Here is an 18,512-nt window from a genome sequence, read left to right as displayed (position 1 = left end):
ATTCAACAGCCCAGCATCTGCGCTAGATCGTTCAGGTCTGTGGCGTGCAGATCGTTGCCATGCTGTGGCGTACTGTCCTTGGGCTGGGCGGCGCCCAGTTCCAGGGGGCGCTCGATGTAGGCGGTGTGCAGCCCACATGCGCGGGCAGCGGCCAAGTCGTCGTGGTGCGTGGCCACCAGCGCCACCTGTTCGGGCTGCAGGTCGAACACGCGCGCTACGCCCAGGTAGGTCTCCGGGCTGGGTTTGTAGGCCTTGAACACCTCGGCGCTCAGCACGCAGTCCCACGGTAGCCTGGCACGCTTGGCCATGTTGGTGAGCAGGCCGATGTTGCCGTTGGACAGCGTGGTGATGGTGAAGCGTGTCTTGAGCCGCGTGAGGCCTTCCACGCTGTCGGGCCAGGCATCGAGCCGGTGCCACACATGGTTGAGGTGGCGGCGTTCGGCGTCAGACAGTTGTGCCAGGCCAAAGCGCGGCAGGATCTCGTCGAGGATGCTTCGGTGCAGGTCGTCGATCAGCGTCCAGCCCTGCTCGCCCCGCATCACCCGCGCCATGGCGGGCTGGTAGCCGGCGCGCCACGCCAGCGCAAACGCATCGCCATCCACGGCGGGGTACAGCGCCTGCATCTCGCGCACGATGCTGCCGTGCCAGTCCACCACGGTGCCAAAGATGTCGAACGCCAGCACCTTCACGGTGCTGGCGATGTGGTCTGCTGTGCTTGGGGTGGTCGTCATTCGCAGTCCTTGAAAAAGGAGGAAGGGCGTGGTCAGGGCGTCAGCGTAGCAGCCATAGCTGGCATGGCTTTGAACCTGGGTTACATATTTCCCCGCTTCAGCAAGGCGGTGCTTTGCATGCTATGGTTACAAAAATCGGGTTTACCCCCGTAACTGCGTTTCTTTCTCTCCTTCTCCCTGTCTCGTCTACCTTCTGCGCCCTGCCGTCGCTTGCCGGTGCAGCGTCTCCCCTGTTGTTGCCATGACCGCGCCCCTTTCCCCCACGTCCATCGCCGCCACCCCTACCGACGACCGCACCTTGGTGCGCGCCGTGCTGGCACTCGGGGTCGGCGGCTTTTCCATCGGCACGGGTGAGTTCGTCATCATGGGCCTGTTGCCTGAGGTGGCGCGCGATATTGGTGTGAGCATTCCGCAGGCCGGGCATGTCATCAGCGCCTATGCGCTGGGCGTAGTGGTGGGCGCGCCGGTGCTGGCCGTGCTGTGCGCCCACTGGGGGCGGCGCGCGCTGCTGATGGCGCTGATGGTGGTGTATGCGCTGGGCAATTTCGCATCGGCGCTGGCCCCGGGCTATGGGTCGCTGAGCGCCATGCGCCTGTTCACCGGTCTGCCACACGGCACCTACTTTGGCGTGGCCGCGCTGGTGGCCGCCGCACTGGCGCCACCGGGGCGCCGCGCACGCGCAGTGGGCTGGGTCATGCTGGGCCTCACCACCGCCACGCTGGTGGGTGTGCCCATTGCCGCTGCGCTGGGCGAGGCTTTTGGCTGGCGCGCTGCGTTTGTGTTTGTGGGGTTGATCGCGGTGGCCGCCGTGGTCATGGTGCGCCTTTGGGTGCCCCCCATGCCCGCGTCGCACGGCGCCAGCCCGCTGCGCGAGCTGGGCGCGCTGGCGCGCAAGCAGGTGTGGTTCACGCTGGGCATTGGCGCCATTGGTTTTGGTGGCATGTTTGCAGTGTTCAGCTACATCAAGCCCACCTTGATCGAGGTGGCCGGCATGCCGCCCGCGCTCATGCCCTTTGTGCTGTCGCTGTTTGGCCTGGGTATGGTGGTGGGCAACATCGTGGGCTCGCGCATGGCGGACAAGGCGCTGATGCCTGCTGTGGGCAAGGTACTGGTGTGGTCCATCCTCGTGCTGGCGCTGTTTGTGCCCGCCGCACACCACCCTGCCAGCGCCGCGCTGGCCACGTTCTTCCTGGGAACCTTGGTGGCCATCGGCCCTGCGCTGCAGATCCGCCTGATGGACGTGGCAGGCGACGCGCAGACCCTGGCCGCCGCGCTCAACCACTCGGCCTTCAACGCCGCCAACGCGCTCGGTGCCTGGCTGGGCGGGGTGGGCATTGCGGCAGGCTTGGGCTGGACGTCTACCGGGTGGGTGGGCGTGTTGCTGGGGCTTGGCGGCGTGGGCATGTTTGCGTGGGCGCTGGTTAGCGAGCGGAACACCAAGCGCTTTGCCGCCTGACGCCCAAGGGCCACTGACCTGTGTCTTGTAGCGGCGGTGCGACACTGCCGAAATCCACGGAGAAATGACCGCGTTGTGCCTTAAAGTGGCAGCGGGCCGGCCTTTCTGCCAGCCACGTCGCTCGGACGGTTCCGGGCGCTTACGTGAAAGTCACCACAGCATGTCTGCTTCTCAAGGCAAGCGCCGCTTTGCGCGCATCGATCGCCTCCCTCCCTACGTCTTCAACATCACGGCCGAGCTGAAACTCGCCGCCCGCCGCCGTGGCGAAGACATCATCGACATGAGCATGGGCAACCCCGACGGGGCCACGCCGCCGCACATCGTCGCCAAGCTCACCGAAGTGGCCCAGCGGCCCGACACCCACGGCTACAGCGCCAGCAAAGGTATCCCGCGCCTGCGCCGCGCCATCAGCCACTGGTACAAAGACCGTTACGCGGTGGACATCAATCCCGACACCGAGGCCATCGTCACCATCGGCTCCAAAGAAGGGTTGGCCCACCTCATGCTGGCCACGCTCGACAGGGGCGATACCGTGCTGGTGCCAGACCCGAGCTACCCCATCCACATCTACGGCGCGGTGATTGCCGGTGCTGACATTCGCAGCGTGCCCGTGGCGCCCGACGTAGACTTTTTTGCCGAGCTGGAAAAGGCCATCCGCGGCAGCTACCCCAAGCCCAAGATGATGATCTTCGGCTTTCCCAGCAACCCCACCGCGCAGTGCGTGGAGCTGAGTTTCTTCGAGCGCGTGATCGCCCTGGCCAAGAAGCACGACATCCTGGTGGTGCACGACCTGGCCTATGCCGACATCGTGTACGACGGCTACCGCGCCCCCAGCATCATGGAAGTGCCCGGCGCCAAGGACGTGGCGGTGGAGTTTTTCACCCTGAGCAAAAGCTACAACATGGCCGGCTGGCGCGTGGGCTTCATGGTGGGCAACCCCGACCTGGTGGCCGCGCTCGCCCGCATCAAGAGCTACCACGACTACGGCACCTTCACGCCCCTGCAGGTTGCCGCCATTGCCGCGCTGGAGGGCGAGCAGCAGTGCGTGAAAGACATCGCCGCCCAGTACCAGCGCCGCCGCGACGTGCTCTACAAGGGGCTCACCGAAGCGGGTTGGGCGGTGGACTGCCCCAAGGCCAGCATGTACATCTGGGCCCGCATCCCCGAGCCGTATCGCGCGCTGGGCTCGCTGGAGTTTGCGAGGCAACTGCTGGACAAGGCCAAGGTGTGTGTGTCGCCGGGCATTGGTTTTGGCGACCAGGGGGATGAATATGTGCGCTTTGCGCTCATCGAGAACGAGGCACGGATTCGGCAGGCGGTGCGGGGGATTCGCGCAATGTTCAAGGCGGATGGGTTGCTCATGGCGCCTACGACGGCGGCGGCCTGACATTGGAAGAGGCCGTTTGGGGACTGAACTCCAATTGATTCTGAATGGGGATTGGGGCTTGCCCCCTCCTTGGGGCCATAGCGGTCTTGAAGTTCTCACTACTATTCGGTTGTGCGAGGAACCCATGCTTCAGAACTACGTGCTGCTCCGAGAATTCCTCCCGCGCGATCAGGAGGTGTTCTGTTCGCTGCAGGAAGATAAAGACGTAGGTCAGTTTGTAGATTGGTTGCCACGAACGCGCTATCAAGCGGAGGTTGCTTTCTGGGATGCGCTGGAGCAGCAGGTTATGCCGATCAGAAGCCGATTTTTCTACGCTGTCGAAGTGGACTCCATCGTGGCGGGGAGCGTGGGGTTCACGTTGCTCAGCGGTGGTAGCGCTGACTGTGGGTGGTTCTTGCGTAAGAACTTTTGGGGTAAAGGCATTGGCACGAAGGCTGTTGCCTTATTAGTAGAAGATGCCTTCGTAAAAGGCATTTCTAAGCTGAGAGCATCTGCTAGAAGCGAAAACATCGGCTCTATAAGGGTTGCAGAGAAGTGCGGCTTTCAGCGCCTTGGTGAGAAAAATGGGCGTGTATTTTTCGAGGTTATTGATAACCGAAAAATTTGACCTGCCGTCTCATAGACCACCACCTCACATCGCCCAAATCCGAGGCGCCTCCCCCCCCAACCCCCACAACACCTCCCGCCAGGCCACCCGCACCGCCTTGAGCAGCTTCATCGCGGGCTCCACCTGCGGTGCCAACACGCGCACCACCACCATGCGGTCGTTGGGGCTGGTGGCGCCGGCGGTGGCTTTGACCTGAGGGTGCTGATCCATCACTGCGCGGGCCGCGTCCAGCGCAGCGTCGCGGCGCGTGCGGTCGAGGGGAGTGCCTGCGGCAAAGAACATGCTGGCCATGCAGCGGTGGCCTGCCAGGCCCAACAGGCTGCTCAGCAGCCGTTCATCGGCCGCGTCGATCACGCCGCGCTCCAGCCACAGGCCGGGCACTTCCAGGTGCTGGGTGAAGCGGCCTTGTTCAAACGGCTGGCCCGCGTGCGGCAGGCCCAGTGCGGTCACGTCCCAGGCGATGCATTCGGCGCCGGGGGCGAGGTTCAGCGTGAGGTGGTTTTCGGCATGGCAGGCGCTGTAGCACAGGGCCTCCAGCGGCAGCCATTCCAGGCGCGCGCCTTCGGCCAGGGTGAGGTGGCTGCGCTGCAGGGCCAACGGGCCGGTGGACCGGTAGAAGCGCGTGGCGCCGGGGGTGGTGACCAGGCCGTGGGCACCGGGGCCCACGGTAGTGGTGATGTCCAGCGTGTCGCCGCCCACCAGGCCGCCGGGTGGATGCACCAGCACGTTGTGGCAGATGGCGTCGCCCTCGGGGTAGAGGCTTTGCAGGATGCGCAGCGGGCCGTTGTGCTCGTAGCGGGCTACGGTGCGGGCGTTGTTGTTTTGTGCCGTGTAGTCGAGCTGCAGGCGGGCGTGCCAGGACATGGAGGAGTCTTTGCTATCAAATAAGTAGCTTATTGCGCAATGCAGATAAGCGCTAGGGGCCTTTTTAGGCAGAATAATAGCTGACGGTAGGTGGGTGCTTGGTTTGTTTTCGGAGACGGGCCGGTGGCGGGGCTGCACGGCATCGTCTGCTCCCCCCTTTGGCAGGCCCTCCCTCGCGACAACGGCGCGAGGGGGGGCTTTTGTGAGCTGTTCTAAAACTCCAGGTTGTCAATCAACCGCGTGCTGCCCAGCCGCGCAGCCCCCAGTGCCACCAGCGAGCCCGCTGCATCGGCCGCTGTGGCGGGCAACAGGTCGGCGCGGCGGCGCACGGTGAGGTAGTCCGGTGCCCAGCCCCGCGCGCGCAGGGCGTCCAAGGCCCGGGGCTCCACCGCGCTGCGGTCGTTGGGCGCAGCGTTCAGCCATTGCTGTGCCAGTTGCTTCAATGCCTGCGACAGGGCTACGGCTTCTTGCCGCTCTTCCAGGCTGAGGTAGCCGTTGCGTGAACTCAATGCCAGGCCATCGGCCGCGCGGCAGGTCTCGCCCGCTACCACCTCAATCGGCAGCGCAAACTGCTGCACCATGTGGCGGATCACCATGAGCTGCTGGTAGTCCTTCTTGCCGAACACGGCGGTGCCGCCCGTCTGGCCGAGCACGCAGGCAAAGAGCTTCATCACCACCGTGCTCACGCCTGTGAAGAAGCCGGGGCGGAAATGGCCTTCCAGCATGTCGGCCAGCAGCGGATCGGGGTGCACCTTGAAGGTCTGGGGTTGTGGGTACAGGTCGGCCTCGCGCGGGGCAAACAGCACATCGCAGCCCGCAGCTTGCAGCTGTGCGCAATCGGCCTCCCAGGTGCGGGGGTAGCTGTCAAAGTCCTCGTGCGGCAAAAACTGCAGGCGGTTCACAAAGATGCTGGCCACCGTCACGTCGCCCAGGGGCTTGGCCTGGCGCACCAGGGCGATGTGCCCGTCGTGCAGGTTGCCCATGGTGGGCACAAAGGCGGGGTGGCGGTAGGAGGCCAGGGCCTGGCGCAGGTCTGCGATGGAGCGGGCAATCAGCATGGGGTGGGAGAGGTCGAAAAGAAATGAAGAAATGCGGTGAAGGCTCACCAGGCGTGCAAGGCGTTATCCGGGAACTGCCCCTGCTTCACAGCCTGCACATAGGCCTCCATGGCGCCTCGCACGCTGCCTGCGTCCTGCATGAAGTTGTGGACGAATTTCGGCATCTTTCCGAGGTTCATGCCCAGCATGTCGTGCAACACCAGCACCTGGCCGGCCGTGCCGTTGCCCGCGCCGATGCCGATGGTGTGGCAGTGCAGCAGTTCGGCAGTGAGGTCGGCGGCCAGCGCGGCGGGCACCATCTCCAGCACCAGCATGGCGGCGCCTGCGTCTTGCAGCTCATGTGCCTCCTTGCGCAGGGTGCGGGCGTCATCGTCGGTCTTGCCCTGAACACGGTAGCCGCCCAGGGCATGCACCGTCTGCGGTGTGAGGCCCAGGTGGGCGCACACCGGCACGCCGCGCCGCACTAGAAACTCCACCGTGGGCGCTGTCCAGCCCCCGCCTTCGAGCTTGACCATGTGCGCTCCCGCCTGCATCAGCACGCAGGCGCTGCGCAGCGCCTGCTCTCGGCTCTCGGCATAGGTGCCATAGGGCAGGTCGGCCACGAGCCAGGCCGTGCCCTGCACCCGGTGCAGGCCACGCGCTACGCTGGCCGTGTGGTAGGCCATGGTGTCCAGCGTCACGCCCACCGTGCTGGGCAGGCCCTGGCACACCATGCCCAGCGAATCCCCCACCAGAATGCATTCCACCCCCGCCGCATCGGCCACGGCCGCAAACGTGGCGTCGTAGGCGGTGAGCATGGTGATCTTCTCGCCCGCTGCGCGCATCTGCGCCAGGCGCGGCAGGCTGACCGGGCGGCGCTGGGGCAAGGGGGATGCGGGCGGCAGAGTGCCGTAGGGCGTGGCTGGGGGGGCTGCAGGGCTGGTCATGGGGCGCTCCGGTCGGGGGCTGTGAAATTGCGGCCGAGTCTATGCGAGATGGGCGCGGCGCTTGCCACACCTCATGCTTGAGAATGTTGCTATTTATTTAATAGCTGTTTACGCTTTCTGTGCAATGCTCAGAAGGCTATTTGACTTGGAGTAGGGCTGCACGGCGTGCGCCACCCGGGCGGGTGTCAACGCTCGGGCAGTGCGCGCCAACGGCGCCACAGGGGCGACAAGGCGGCCATCAGCAGGGCCGTGCTGACGGCCACGGCGGGCGCGCCCGTCAGTAGCTCCGGCCACGAGCCGTCGGGCAGCTCCAGCGCGCGGGCGGCTTCGTCCCACACGCTGGCCGACCCCGCCAGGGACAGCGCCAGGCCCAGGCCCAGTAGCGTGGAGCCCCCCCAGGGGCGGCGCAGCAGCGCAATGCGCACCCAGGCCAGCGCCAGCAGCGTGGCCGGCACCAGCGGCAGCATGATGTTGTTGGCCAGGCCCGCCACGCCCAGAAGCATCAGTGCAGGGGCGGCCAGCGTGAGCGCGCCACACAGGGCAGCAATCTGCCGCAGCGACAGCAGCCGCGCGGCGATCAGCGCCAGCGCCGCGAAGAAGCCCGCGCTGGCGGCGGCCAGCACACTGCTGCGCTGGCGCTCCTGCGCCCTTTGCGACGGCGTGGCGCCTTCCAGGTGGTGGGCGACGAGGCCGGGCTGTGCCATGCCGTAGCGGGGGTGTGCCCATTGCACCAGGCGGGGCGGCGGACTGAGGTGCTGTTGCAGCGCGCTGTGCAGGTTGTCGCGCCATTGGCTGGGCGAACGCGCGAGGTCGCTGGCAAAGCAGGCACGGGGGTCGCGAGAAACGGCGACATCGCAATCCCGCCCATCCCGGGGAGACTGGGCAGCCCGGGCGTCCCGTGCGCGGTCCTGCGGCTGCGCGGTGCGTGCATGCTGCGCCTTGGAGTTGCGCCACTCTTGGGCCAGGGGCGATTGCAGGGCGGCCTGGTAGGCGCTGACGAGCTGCTGCGCCTGGTCCTGCGCCGACGCCCCCGGCCGCACGGGTGCGTATCCCCATCGGCCCAGCGCCGCGCCGTAGTGCGCCAGTTGCTGCGCAATGGCATCGGTGTCGGCCTGAGCCAGCCAATGCAGGGATTGCAGCGCGTTGGTTGCGCAGCCGGGGTCGTATTCCCTGTACCTCTGGTTCTCGTTGCATTTGTCGTTGTCATGGATCTCGGCGGCGGCTGTGGACGGCTCAGCAGCCTGCATGGCCTGTGCGGCCTGTGTCCACTCGACCAGCCGCGCCGCGTTGTCCGGCGCCAGCAGCAGCTCCCAGCGGCGCACATGCCAAGCCGCCTGCTGCTGGGCGGCGGTGTCCTGGCCCTGCCACAGGCGCTGGATGCGGTCGCGGTAGGCCGCGTCCAGCAGCAGCGTGGGGGCCAGCAGCAGGGCGAAAAACAGTGCGCCCCACAGGTATTCGCACCACAGGCCCAGGCGCGGCGCGGGTGCGATCTCGCGCCAGCGGTTGTGGATGCGCACGCGCCACAGCCACCACAGCGCCAGGCCAAAGGCGATGATCCAGGCGATGATGCCGCCCACCTGCCGCGTGGTGTCCTCGGGCCAGTTCCACGTGGCGACCACTGTGCCTTCGGGGCTGCCCATCCAGCGCGCGGGTTCGGCCGTCCAGCCAATCCACCCGCCAAACATCAGCAGGCACCACAGCAGCGCCAGCGGCAGATGCCAGTGCAGGCGCAACTGCCACAGCAGCGGGCTGTGCATCAAAAACCATTGATCCCAGGCAGTGGTCAGGCGGCGCATGGTGTGTCAATCTTTCACGAAAAGGCGGCGGGTCGAGTCGGTGATGTCGCGCAAATAGCCCAGCGGCAGCCCCGCATCCACGGCGGCGCGCAGGAAGTCGGCGGCGCTGGTGTCGCCCTGAAAGCTCACGATGTGTGTGTGCCCGTTGACCTGGTGCGTGTGCGGGGGCAACTGGCCCAGCCAGGCGCTCAGGGCGGGCTCCGACCAGCTTGTCTCGAACTCGATCGCGCAACCCACCATCTGCGCAAAGCGTTCCTGCACGCTGCGCGGCTGGCCGTGCTCCAGGAACAGCACGGCATCGGCCACTTTCTCCACCTCATACAGTTGCTGAGAGCTGAGCACCAGTGCCATCGGGCGCCAGGGCGAGCGCGCCAGCGATTGCAGATCAGACAGCAAGGTCTGCTGGGCGTTGATGTCCAGGTTGGCCAGCGGTTCATCAAGCAACAGCACGCATGGCTGGGTGAGCAGCACGCGGGCGAGTTCAAAGCGCATCTTGTAGCCCGAGGAGAGCTGCTTCCACTGGTGGCCGCGAAAGGGCCGCAGCGACAGCCGGGCAATCACCAGCTCCACCAGGCAGCGGTTGGCCTCGCCCACCACGCCGTGGCTGCGCGCGGCGAACTGCAGGTGGTCCATGAGCTGCCCGCCCCAGGGGTGTGGGCGCTGCGGGATGTAAGCCAGCTGTGATCGCAAGGCATAGGGGTCGCGGGCAGTGGCGCCCCAGTCGAGCTGGCCGGCGTCTGGCGCCAGGTCGGCCGCGAGCAGGCGCAGCAGGGTGGTCTTGCCATTGCCGTTCTCGCCCACCAGGCCCAGGATGTGGCCTGGCGCCACCTGCACGTCCACCGGGCCCAGGGTGAAAGCCCCCTTGCGAAAGCGCTTGACCAGCCCCGAGCCCTGCACCCGCCGGGCCTGCCTGCCTGCTGCTGTGAGCGTTGCGCTGTGGGTGTGGTGGTGGGCGCCGCGGACGGCGGCGAGAGCGGTGTGCAGCAGCGCGGCGCGTTGTGCTGCCGGGGCCTGGGCTGGTAGTGCATCCCAGGCATCCAGGCTGGCCAGCACCTGCTGCTGCACGGACGGAGGTACGGGCAGGGCTGCGTCCAGCAGCGTGCGCCAGGCGCCGTGCCATTGGCCTGCGCCCAGTGCGTGCTCGGCCGCCAGCGCCCATGGCGGCGCGTGCGCAGGGGCGGGCTGCGCCGAAGCCGTGGCATTGTTTTCCATGTGGACTCCCTCTGTGGATAGGCCCGTCTGTGCGGGCTGCGGGTGCCGGCGTGCGGGCCGCACCCGGCACGTCGGTGGCGGGGCTTTATAGCATTTGCCCCGGTGGGGGGAGCGATGCCGCTATGCTTGGCGCCCCATGAACAAACGCCGCGACAACCCGATGACTCCTGAAGCCCTGGCGACACTGGCGCGCGAGGATGTGCACCGCGCCCTGCAAGAAGACGTGGGCAGCGGTGACCTGACCGCCGGCCTGATCGACCCCACCCGCCGCGCCCGTGCCCGCATCCTGGCGCGCGAATCCGCCGTGATCTGCGGCGCCCCCTGGGCCGAAGCCGCGCTGCGCGCACTCGATCCTACGGTGCAGATCACCTGGCATGTGGCCGAAGGCCAGCGCTGCGCGCCCGATCAGGTGGTGCTGGAGCTGGAAGGCAATGCCCGCGCACTACTGTCGGCCGAGCGCACTGCGCTCAACTTTCTGCAACTGCTGTCGGCCGTGGCCACCAAAACCCGCACCTATGTGGATGTGGTGGCGGGCACCCGCGCCCACATCGTGGACACGCGCAAGACCATCCCCGGCCTGCGCCTGGCGCAAAAGTACGCCGTGCGCGTGGGCGGCGGCACCAATCACCGCATCGGTCTGCACGACGCAGTGCTCATCAAGGAAAACCACATCGCCGCCGCCGGTGGCGTGACGGCTGTGCTCAAAGCCGCCCAGGCTGTGGCAGCTCAAGCAAAGTTCATCGAGATTGAAGTGGAAACCCTGGAGCAACTGACCGAGGCGCTCGATGCCGGTGCCGAGATGGTGCTGCTCGACAACATGCCGCTGCCCACGCTGCGCGAGGCGGTGCGCATCAACGCGGGCCGTGCAATTTTGGAAATATCGGGTGGCGTCACGCTCGAAGGCTTGCGCGAACTGGCCGAGACGGGGGTGGATCGCATCTCCATCGGCACGCTGACCAAAGACGTCAAGGCGACGGACTTTTCCATGCGCCTGCAGGAGCTGTCATGACCACCGCTGTAATGAACCGCATCGACGTGGAGTACGAGCAGCCGCTCGATACCGAGGAAGGCTCCGTCTGCTCCACCAAACACGCCTGGGCGCGCGTGCCACCCGAACCCACGCAGGCCGAACGCCTCGCGCTCAAGGACAAAATCCGCCGCCTGCTGAAAGAGAAAAATGCGGTGATGGTGTCGCACTACTACGTGCACCCCGACCTGCAGGATCTGGCCGAGGAAACTGGCGGCCTGGTGAGCGACTCGCTGGAGATGGCCCGCTTTGGCCGCGACCATGCCGCGCAGACCCTGGTGGTGAGCGGCGTACGCTTCATGGGTGAGACGGCCAAGATTTTGAGCCCCGAAAAGACGGTGCTCATGCCCGACCTGGATGCGACCTGCTCGCTCGATCTGGGCTGTCCTGTGGAGGAATTCAGCGCGTTCTGCGACGCCCACCCCGACCGCACCGTGGTGGTCTACGCCAACACCAGCGCGGCCGTGAAGGCGCGGTCCGATTGGCTGGTCACATCCAGCTGCGCGCTCGACATCGTCGGCGCCTTGAAGGCAGCAGGGCAAAAGATCCTGTGGGCGCCCGATCGCCACCTGGGCGCCTACATCCAGCGCGAAACCGGGGCCGACATGGTGTTCTGGAACGGCGCCTGCATCGTGCACGACGAGTTCAAAGCCTTCGAGCTGGAGGCGCTCAAAAAAGAACACCCCCACGCCAAGGTGCTGGTCCATCCTGAAAGCCCTGCAGACGTGATCGCCCTGGCCGATGCCGTGGGCTCCACCAGCGCCATCCTCAAGGCCGCACGCGAGATGGATGCCACCGAATTCATCGTAGCCACCGACAACGGCATGATGCACAAGCTGCGCACGCTGAACCCCGGCAAGGTGTTCATTGAGGCCCCCACCGCCGGCAACAGCGCCACCTGCAAGAGTTGCGCACACTGCCCCTGGATGGCGATGAACGGCCTGGCCGATGTGGCGCGGGTGCTGGAGACCGGCGCCAACGCGATCCATGTGGACCCGGCGCTGATCCCGCGCGCGCGCCAGCCGATTGACCGCATGTTGGCCTTCACGGCCGCGCTGAGGAACGGGCAGCCCACGGCGGGCCTGGTCCCTGGCATCGGGGCCGCCTGAGGCATCACGCAGGTATTGAGTCGTGGCGGACCGGGCGGGCGCTGGCTACGCCACGCCGTCCACAATGACGTGCCGCGTGCCCACCGAGCAGCTTTCAATGCGGGCCCGGATGCGATAGACATCGCGCAGCATGGCTGCAGTAATCACCTGCTCGCAAGGCCCGCTGTGCTGCGCCTGGCCGTTGGCGATCACCAGGGCGTGGTCGCAGTAGCGCAGCGCCTGGTTGATGTCGTGCAGCGCGATGAACACGATCAGCCCCCGCTCCTGTGCCAGCGAGCGCATGAAGTCCAGCACCTGGATCTGACGGTGCAGGTCGAGCGCGCTGGTGGGCTCGTCCATGAGCAGGATCTCGGGGTCGCGCGCCAGCGTCTGGGCGATGGACACCAGTTGCCGCTGGCCACCACTGAGTTCCCCCAGATTGCGAAAGGCAAGGTCTGCGATGCCCAGTGACGCGGTGATGGCGTCCACCTGCGCCAGTTCGGCATCGCTCACCGCCCAGCCCTGGTGCTGCTGTTTGGCGGCCAGCAGTATGGATTCAACCACCGTGAGCCGCGCGGTGGCGCTGATTTCCTGCGGCATGTAGCAGATGCCCTCGGGTCTCTTGCGGGTGCTCTGCAGCACGATCTGGCCCGCTCCCTTGAGCATGCCGGCCATGCGCTTGAACAGGGTGGATTTGCCCGCCGCGTTGGGCCCGATCACGGCCACCACCTGCCCCGCATGGAAGACGGGGGTGTTGACGTTCGCAAGTACCGTGCGGCTGCCATAGTGCGCTCCCACCCCTTGCAACTGGAGCGTCACCATGAGCGCTCCCTGCGGCCCAGGATGAGCGAGATGAAGAAGGGCACTCCTATGAGCGAGGTCACGACGCCGATGGGAAAGATGGCCCCAGGGATCAGCGTTTTGCTGACCACCGAGCTGATCGACAGCAGCAATGCGCCGGTCATGACGGACGCGGGCAGGAAGAACCGCTGGTCCTCGCCGATCAGCATGCGTGCAATGTGCGGGCCCACCAGGCCCACAAAGCCGATAGTGCCGACAAATGCCACCGGGAAGGCTGCCAGAAGGCTGATCAGCACCAGCGTTTGCAGCCGCAGGCGCGCCACGTTGATGCCGAAGCTTGCAGCCTTGTCATCGCCCAGGCGCAGGGCTGTCAGTGCCCAGCTGTTGCGCGCAAAAAGGGGCAGCGTGACCACGAGAACCAGGCATGTCACAACCAGCTTCGGCCAGGTGGCCTTGGTCAGGCTGCCCATGGTCCAGAACACCACGGCCGCCACGGCTTGCTCGGTGGCGAAATACTGCACCAGCGCCAGCAGTGCATTGAAAGTGAACACCAGCGCAATACCCAGCAGCACGATGGTCTCGGTGGTCACGCCGCGTTTCATGCTCAGCAGGTGGATCAACCCGGCCGACAGCATCGCCATCACAAAGGCATTCAGCGGCACCACATACCCGGCCACCGTGGGGAACAGGGCAACGCCGAAGGCCAGTCCGAGCGCGGCGCCAAAGCTGGCCGCCGCCGAAATACCCAGCGTAAACGGGCTGGCCAGCGGGTTGTTGAGCGTGGTCTGCATCTGTGCGCCCGCCACCGACAGCGCAGCACCCACAGCCAGCGCCATGAGCGCGGTGGGCAGGCGGATGTCCCACACCACCACGCGCAGTTGTACGGGCACGCTGTCGGGCCACAGCACGGCCTGCACCACGTCCCTCACGCTGTAGCCCACCGGCCCGAGTGCCAGGTCCAGCAGCAGGCTCAAGGTCGTCAGCACGAAAAACCCCAGCAGCAGCCAGCGCTTGCGGCGCACCAGGGCACGGTAGCCAGCGCCGTGGCTTGAAGGGGGTGCCATCGCTGTGGTCGTCATGGGGCAGCCTTGACGGTGGAGGGCGCTGCGGAGGCTGCGGGTGTTGCGCCGTCCAGGCTCACGAAGTAGCCGGGTTCATAGGGCACGGGAAGAAAGCGTTCGTGCATCTCACGGTAGGTGGCGTCCGGGTCCAGGTCCGCGAACAAGGCTGGGTGGAACCACTTGGCCAGCTGCTGGATGGCCACAAACTCGTACGGACTGTTGTAGAACTGGTGCCAGATGGCGTGGAACGCGCGGTCTTGCGCAGCCCGGGTGCCGGTGTAGGCGGGGCGGCGGGTATAGGTTTCGAGCTTGCGCCGGGCTTCTGCCAGGTCGGCACCAGGGCCCACGCCAATCCAGTGGCCGGAGGGTACGTAGGCCTCCCAGTTGGCGCTGGTGACCACGACCTGGTCGGGGTTGGAGGCGATTACCTGCTCAGGGTTGAGCTGGCCGAAGGTGCCGGGAATCACGCCCTTGGCAACGTTCGTGCCCCCGGCCACTTCCACGTATTTGCCGAAGTTCTCGTTGCCAAAGCTCAGGCAGCAGTCTTCGGTGTAGCCGCCGATGCGTTCGATGAACACCTTGGGGCGCGGGGGCTGCTCGGCGGCGATGGTGTCTGCCACGCGCCGGATCTGCGCCGCGCGGTACGCGATGAACTCTTCAGCGCGCGCTTCCTTGCCAAGCAGCCGGCCCATCAGGCGCATGGTGGGCTCGGTGTTCTCCATGGGGCGATGGCGAAAGTCCACATACACCACCGGAATTCCCAGCGCCGCCAGTTTCTCGATGTAGCGGGCGTCATCGGTGGCCCGTTGGGCCTCGATGTTCAGCAGGATCACATCGGGCTTTTGCGCAATGGCCTGCTCGATGTCGAAGGTGCCGTCTTCAAAGCCCCCAAAGGTGGGAATGTCGGCGATGCGCGGAAATTTCTTGGCGTACGCCGAATAGGTGTCAGGGTCGGCCTGGATCAGATCCTTGCGCCAGCCCACGATGCGCTGGATCGGGTTGTCCGTATCGAGTGCGGCCACCAGGTACAACTGCCGCCCTTCGCCCAGGATCACGCGCTGCACAGGTAACCGCACCTGCACATTGCGCCCCAGCAGGTCGGTCACCGTGACGTGGTGGCTGCCGGAGGGCGGGGGGGATGCAGCGCCTTCGGGGGCTGCGGCCGGAGAAACCAGAAAAATGCCGGCGGCGGCGATGCCTGCCAGCACAAGGATAAGAAGCGCGATGCGCCAGCGGTGACCCATTGCCATGTCAAAGACTCTTTGTGAATGAAGGGGTGGGGAGGAAAAAGATGCGATGCGCAGTGGAGGTCATGGCCCGGAAAGGCCGGCTGCGCCTTGCCGGGTGCCGCGCATGCGCAGCACGGCGACGATGACCGCGAGGGCGCAGGCATAGGCCCCCGCTACGAGGAAGTAGGTGATGTGCAGGCCCAGCAGTTGGGTCAGGCCCCCGCCCAGTGCGATGCCGGCCATGGACGAGAACTGGGCGGTGCTCTGCGCCACGCCCAGAATGCGCCCCTGGTGCTGCCTGCTCGTGGCATGCGAAATCTGGGCCATCAGCACCGGTGTGGTGGCACCCAGCAGCACACCCCAGGCAAAGTGCAGTGCGATAAAAAATGCCACGCTGTGGGTGGCCCCCGCCAGCACCATCAGCAAGGCGCAGGCGGCAGCCACCCAGGCCATGCGGACCAGGGCGTCGGGGCGCTGCAGGCGCTCGAAGTAGCGCGCCCAGAGCGTGGCCGACACGATGAACCCCAGGGAGAGAAGCCCGTAACACAGGCCCACCACCCAGTTGTCCACGGCAAACACCGAGCGGACATACATCGCAAATGGGGTTTGCGTGAGCATGCGGGCCACCAGCAGGATGCCCAGCACGGCCAGCAGCCCTGCCACTGGGGACGCAAACCAGGATGGTGGTTGCAGCGGCGCTGCGTTGCCTGATGACGATGGTGGCGATGGGATTGCCGTCACGCCCAGGGCGCTGCCTGTGAAAGGACGACGCGGCAGCAATGCGGCTACGGCGACGGCGCACAGTGCGCACAGCAGCGCTGCGATGAGGTTGATCCAGAAGAACGTGGCGTGGTCCAGGATGAGCCCGCCCGCCAGCGCTCCTGCCAGCGAGCCCACGTTCGTGGATACCTGCAGGTAGGCAAACAGGCGCCCCCGGACCGCTGGCACCACGGCGCTCACACCGTAGGCCTGCGCCGGTGCCAGATAGCCAGCGCACGCCCCTTGCAAAAGGCGCAGTGCCAGGATCGTCCAGACATCCAGCGTAAAGGCCAGGGCCAGCTGTGTGATGGCCAGCCCCAGGAGCGCACGGACCATCATGGGCTTGTGCCCGAAGCGGTCCCCTACCTTGCCCCAGAAGGTGCTGGTGAGCGCCACGCCCAGCATGGGACCCACATACACGGCAATGCCCGCAAACGCCAGCACGCCGGGCGATGCGCCCAGGGACTGCAGGTGCACCGGCCAGAAGGGCCCGCTCATTTCCATGGCGCCCATGGAAATGAGCTGGATCACGAACAGTGCGTGAACCAGGCGGGGCAGGGCGCCGGATGCGGCTGGCGTGGAGACCATCAAACCTTCCCGAAGGCCTGGGCCGCACCCAGCGGGTTGGGTAGCCGGTGCTGCAGGCGGTAGTCTGCGTATTGCTGCAGGTGCATGCGCAACACCGAGCGCGTGGGCCAGGCCGTATGCAGAAACTGTTCGCGCTCCGCGCGCCACAACTGCGGCTCGACACGCGCCTGCACCGCATCGAAGGCGCCCTCGGCTTCCTCGCGAAGAATCTCCCAGAGCCAGGTAGGGGGCAACCGGTACTCGTGTGTGAGCGCCAGGGCCAGTTCATGCAGATGACACACAAAACAGGCGTCCAGCACGAAGGTGCGTACGGGTTCGATGTCGTCCCGGAAAACAGTGGGCAGGATGCCCGGGTGCACATAGGGCTGCAGTGTGTAGCCGCGCGCTTCCAGGAGCGGGGCAAACGTGCGTCCGTCGCCAAAGTCCCGGATCAGCAGGCCTCGGGGGCTGCCATCCTCGGAACACAGCACGGACGTGTTTTGCTGGTGGGCCTCCAGGCCGATGCCGTAGAGCAGGTAGATCGCCACCACAGGCCGTGTGACGGCGCGCGCGTATTGCCTGAAATACGCGCCCACCGTTTCAGGCGTGGCACGGCCTGCAGTGCGCTCGATCAGTTCCGTCACCAGCGGCCGTCCGTCCAGCGGCGAAGCCGTGAACAAGGTGGCCACCGTGATGGGCAGCAGACCGTCGCTGCGGTCCAGCGCCTGGCGGGCCCCGCGGTAGGCCACCGAGAGGTGCCGCCCCGGGCGGTCCTCCTGGCGGACCGCGTGACGGTAGTGCAGCGCCACTTCTTCGGGAAAAATTTCAAGGCGGCGGTCAAAGCCGTTTTCCTCGGCCAGGATGCGTTCGATCACTGCGCTGATGCGCGGCCCCATGTGGATCGATTTGGCCTGCAGGCTGCGCTGTTCGCTGGTGAGCCACAGCGCCAGGGGCAGCTTGATGAACGGCGTGGCCCCGGGCAGCTGCGGCACCATCGTGCGAAACGACATGGTGGGGCGGGTGTCAATGTCGATGCCGTCGGTGATGAGCACACCCTCGGCAATTTCGTCCGCGTAGGCTTCCTTCACGTAGTGCTCCAGGTGCCACGTGTGGATGGGCAGGGGCAGCCAGTCGTCAGCGTTCTGCTGCCGTGCCCGAAGGCTGTTGCTCCAGCGCTGCCACACGTCCGGGAACTGCTGGGAAAACCAGGTGCGGTAGTCCTGCACATGGGGCATGCGTTCCACATAGGCCATGTCGGCCCGCAGTGCAGCGATGCGCACGGGCACGCACGCATTGAATTCCGGTGACAGCTGTGCGACTTCGGTGGGGCTCAGCTGGGGCTTGGTTTTCCAGGTGGGGTAGAAGGGGTGCCCTTCGAGCGAGCCCCACTGCTCCAGCAGCACCGCAGCATCCCGCGCGGTGCGGTGGTGGCGCACATAGTCCACCAGGCCCTTGGAGCCGGTGTCCAAAATGGCTTGCCGCAGTTCTTCGTTCCAGTGGCGGCGGTGGCAGCGTGCCAGTGCGTCATTGGCGACGCTGTTGGCCATGTCGTTCTTCAGCCCGGCGAGGCCCTGCGCTGTGGCGGTGAAATCAAAGTAGGGCGCGAGCAGATCGATGAGTTGGCCGGGTGTGTCGATGGCCGTCTTCTTGCCGCTTGGCTCCACGAGGGTGATCGTGCCGTCGAGAAGGAAGGTGCGGGCGGGCGCAGCCCGCAGCGCGGAGAAATACACCAGGGCATGGTGCTCCCACAGCGGGAACCAGGCCGTATCGCCGTGCGGGGCAAAGACCAGCGACCCACTGTCGAGAATGCCCTCGGCGAACAGGCAGCGCACCAGGCGCCGCAGTGCGTTGTGCTGCGCGAGAGCCTGTGCGTCTTGCGGCGGAGGGATGGAGGCCGAGCTGGGTTCTGGCCGTGCCAGGGTATTGGTAGAGAGGTGCATGGG

16 protein-coding genes are annotated in these 18,512 nt (G+C 66.3%); 5 read left to right on the top strand and 11 right to left on the bottom strand.

Going from position 1 to position 18,512, the window contains the following annotated elements; translation table 11 throughout:
* Window positions 1–2: 2 nt before the first annotated feature.
* The gene (locus C8C93_RS14365; RefSeq protein ID WP_121507360.1) at window positions 3–731 is read right to left on the bottom strand and encodes a haloacid dehalogenase type II; all 729 of its coding nucleotides are present in this window, start codon (window positions 729–731) and stop codon (window positions 3–5) included.
* Window positions 732–972: 241 nt separating this feature from the next.
* On the opposite strand from C8C93_RS14365, the gene C8C93_RS14360 reads away from it, so the two are divergent.
* The 3 genes from C8C93_RS14360 to C8C93_RS14350 all read left to right on the top strand — a co-directional run bounded on the left by C8C93_RS14360 (window position 973) and on the right by C8C93_RS14350 (window position 4,181).
* Complete coding sequence (locus C8C93_RS14360) at window positions 973–2,187, top strand: MFS transporter (protein WP_121507359.1); 1,215 nt, start codon at window positions 973–975, stop codon at window positions 2,185–2,187.
* Between the two features lie 160 nt (window positions 2,188–2,347).
* The gene (alaC, locus tag C8C93_RS14355; RefSeq protein WP_121507358.1) at window positions 2,348–3,574 is read left to right on the top strand and encodes an alanine transaminase; all 1,227 of its coding nucleotides are present in this window, start codon (window positions 2,348–2,350) and stop codon (window positions 3,572–3,574) included.
* Between the two features lie 124 nt (window positions 3,575–3,698).
* On the top strand, window positions 3,699–4,181 hold the full coding sequence (locus C8C93_RS14350; protein WP_158603272.1) for a GNAT family N-acetyltransferase: 483 nt from the start codon (window positions 3,699–3,701) through the stop codon (window positions 4,179–4,181).
* 24 nt (window positions 4,182–4,205) lie between these two features.
* Here the strand turns inward: C8C93_RS14350 and C8C93_RS14345 are convergent, their stop codons facing one another.
* From C8C93_RS14345 to C8C93_RS14325, 5 genes are all read right to left on the bottom strand, one after another.
* Window positions 4,206–5,045, bottom strand: coding sequence for an urease accessory protein UreD (locus C8C93_RS14345; RefSeq protein ID WP_121507356.1), 840 nt, complete (start codon window positions 5,043–5,045; stop codon window positions 4,206–4,208).
* A 212-nt stretch (window positions 5,046–5,257) separates the two neighbouring features.
* Window positions 5,258–6,103, bottom strand: coding sequence for a pantoate--beta-alanine ligase (gene panC / locus C8C93_RS14340; protein WP_121508808.1), 846 nt, complete (start codon window positions 6,101–6,103; stop codon window positions 5,258–5,260).
* 44 nt (window positions 6,104–6,147) lie between these two features.
* The gene (gene panB, locus C8C93_RS14335) at window positions 6,148–7,029 is read right to left on the bottom strand and encodes a 3-methyl-2-oxobutanoate hydroxymethyltransferase (RefSeq protein WP_121507355.1); all 882 of its coding nucleotides are present in this window, start codon (window positions 7,027–7,029) and stop codon (window positions 6,148–6,150) included.
* A 185-nt stretch (window positions 7,030–7,214) separates the two neighbouring features.
* Window positions 7,215–8,825, bottom strand: coding sequence for a hypothetical protein (locus C8C93_RS14330; RefSeq protein ID WP_121507354.1), 1,611 nt, complete (start codon window positions 8,823–8,825; stop codon window positions 7,215–7,217).
* 6 nt (window positions 8,826–8,831) lie between these two features.
* Window positions 8,832–10,037 carry an ABC transporter ATP-binding protein gene (locus C8C93_RS14325; protein WP_121507353.1) on the bottom strand — a complete coding sequence of 402 codons (1,206 nt, stop codon included), beginning with the start codon at window positions 10,035–10,037 and terminating at the stop codon, window positions 8,832–8,834.
* A gap of 136 nt (window positions 10,038–10,173) precedes the next feature.
* Between C8C93_RS14325 and nadC the strand changes: the two genes are divergently transcribed.
* On the top strand, window positions 10,174–11,046 hold the full coding sequence (gene nadC, locus C8C93_RS14320; protein WP_121507352.1) for a carboxylating nicotinate-nucleotide diphosphorylase: 873 nt from the start codon (window positions 10,174–10,176) through the stop codon (window positions 11,044–11,046).
* A complete protein-coding gene (nadA, locus tag C8C93_RS14315; RefSeq protein WP_121507351.1) occupies window positions 11,043–12,173 on the top strand; it encodes a quinolinate synthase NadA in 1,131 nt (376 codons plus the stop codon). Before nadC ends, nadA begins: the two co-directional genes overlap by 4 nt.
* 45 nt (window positions 12,174–12,218) lie before the next feature.
* Here the strand turns inward: nadA and C8C93_RS14310 are convergent, their stop codons facing one another.
* Genes C8C93_RS14310 through C8C93_RS14290 form a run of 5 tightly spaced genes read right to left on the bottom strand, consistent with a single transcriptional unit; the run spans window position 12,219 to window position 18,509 of the window.
* Window positions 12,219–12,974: an ABC transporter ATP-binding protein gene (locus C8C93_RS14310; protein WP_121507350.1), complete on the bottom strand. Its 756-nt coding sequence runs from the start codon at window positions 12,972–12,974 to the stop codon at window positions 12,219–12,221.
* The gene (locus tag C8C93_RS14305; RefSeq protein WP_199727032.1) at window positions 12,968–14,032 is read right to left on the bottom strand and encodes an iron ABC transporter permease; all 1,065 of its coding nucleotides are present in this window, start codon (window positions 14,030–14,032) and stop codon (window positions 12,968–12,970) included. The genes C8C93_RS14310 and C8C93_RS14305 overlap by 7 nt, the downstream gene beginning before the upstream one ends.
* A complete protein-coding gene (locus C8C93_RS14300; protein WP_121507348.1) occupies window positions 14,029–15,264 on the bottom strand; it encodes an ABC transporter substrate-binding protein in 1,236 nt (411 codons plus the stop codon). Before C8C93_RS14300 ends, C8C93_RS14305 begins: the two co-directional genes overlap by 4 nt.
* A 60-nt stretch (window positions 15,265–15,324) precedes the next feature.
* On the bottom strand, window positions 15,325–16,590 hold the full coding sequence (locus C8C93_RS14295) for an MFS transporter (protein ID WP_121507347.1): 1,266 nt from the start codon (window positions 16,588–16,590) through the stop codon (window positions 15,325–15,327).
* A complete protein-coding gene (locus C8C93_RS14290) occupies window positions 16,590–18,509 on the bottom strand; it encodes an IucA/IucC family siderophore biosynthesis protein (protein ID WP_121507346.1) in 1,920 nt (639 codons plus the stop codon). Before C8C93_RS14290 ends, C8C93_RS14295 begins: the two co-directional genes overlap by 1 nt.
* Window positions 18,510–18,512: the final 3 nt, after the last annotated feature.

It is taken from the genome of Acidovorax sp. 93 (genome assembly GCF_003633835.1).
GTDB classification, from domain to species: domain Bacteria; phylum Pseudomonadota; class Gammaproteobacteria; order Burkholderiales; family Burkholderiaceae_C; genus Acidovorax; species Acidovorax facilis.
The sequence above is the reverse complement of the archived record's forward strand: the minus strand, read 5'-3'. Positions and strand labels throughout refer to the sequence as shown.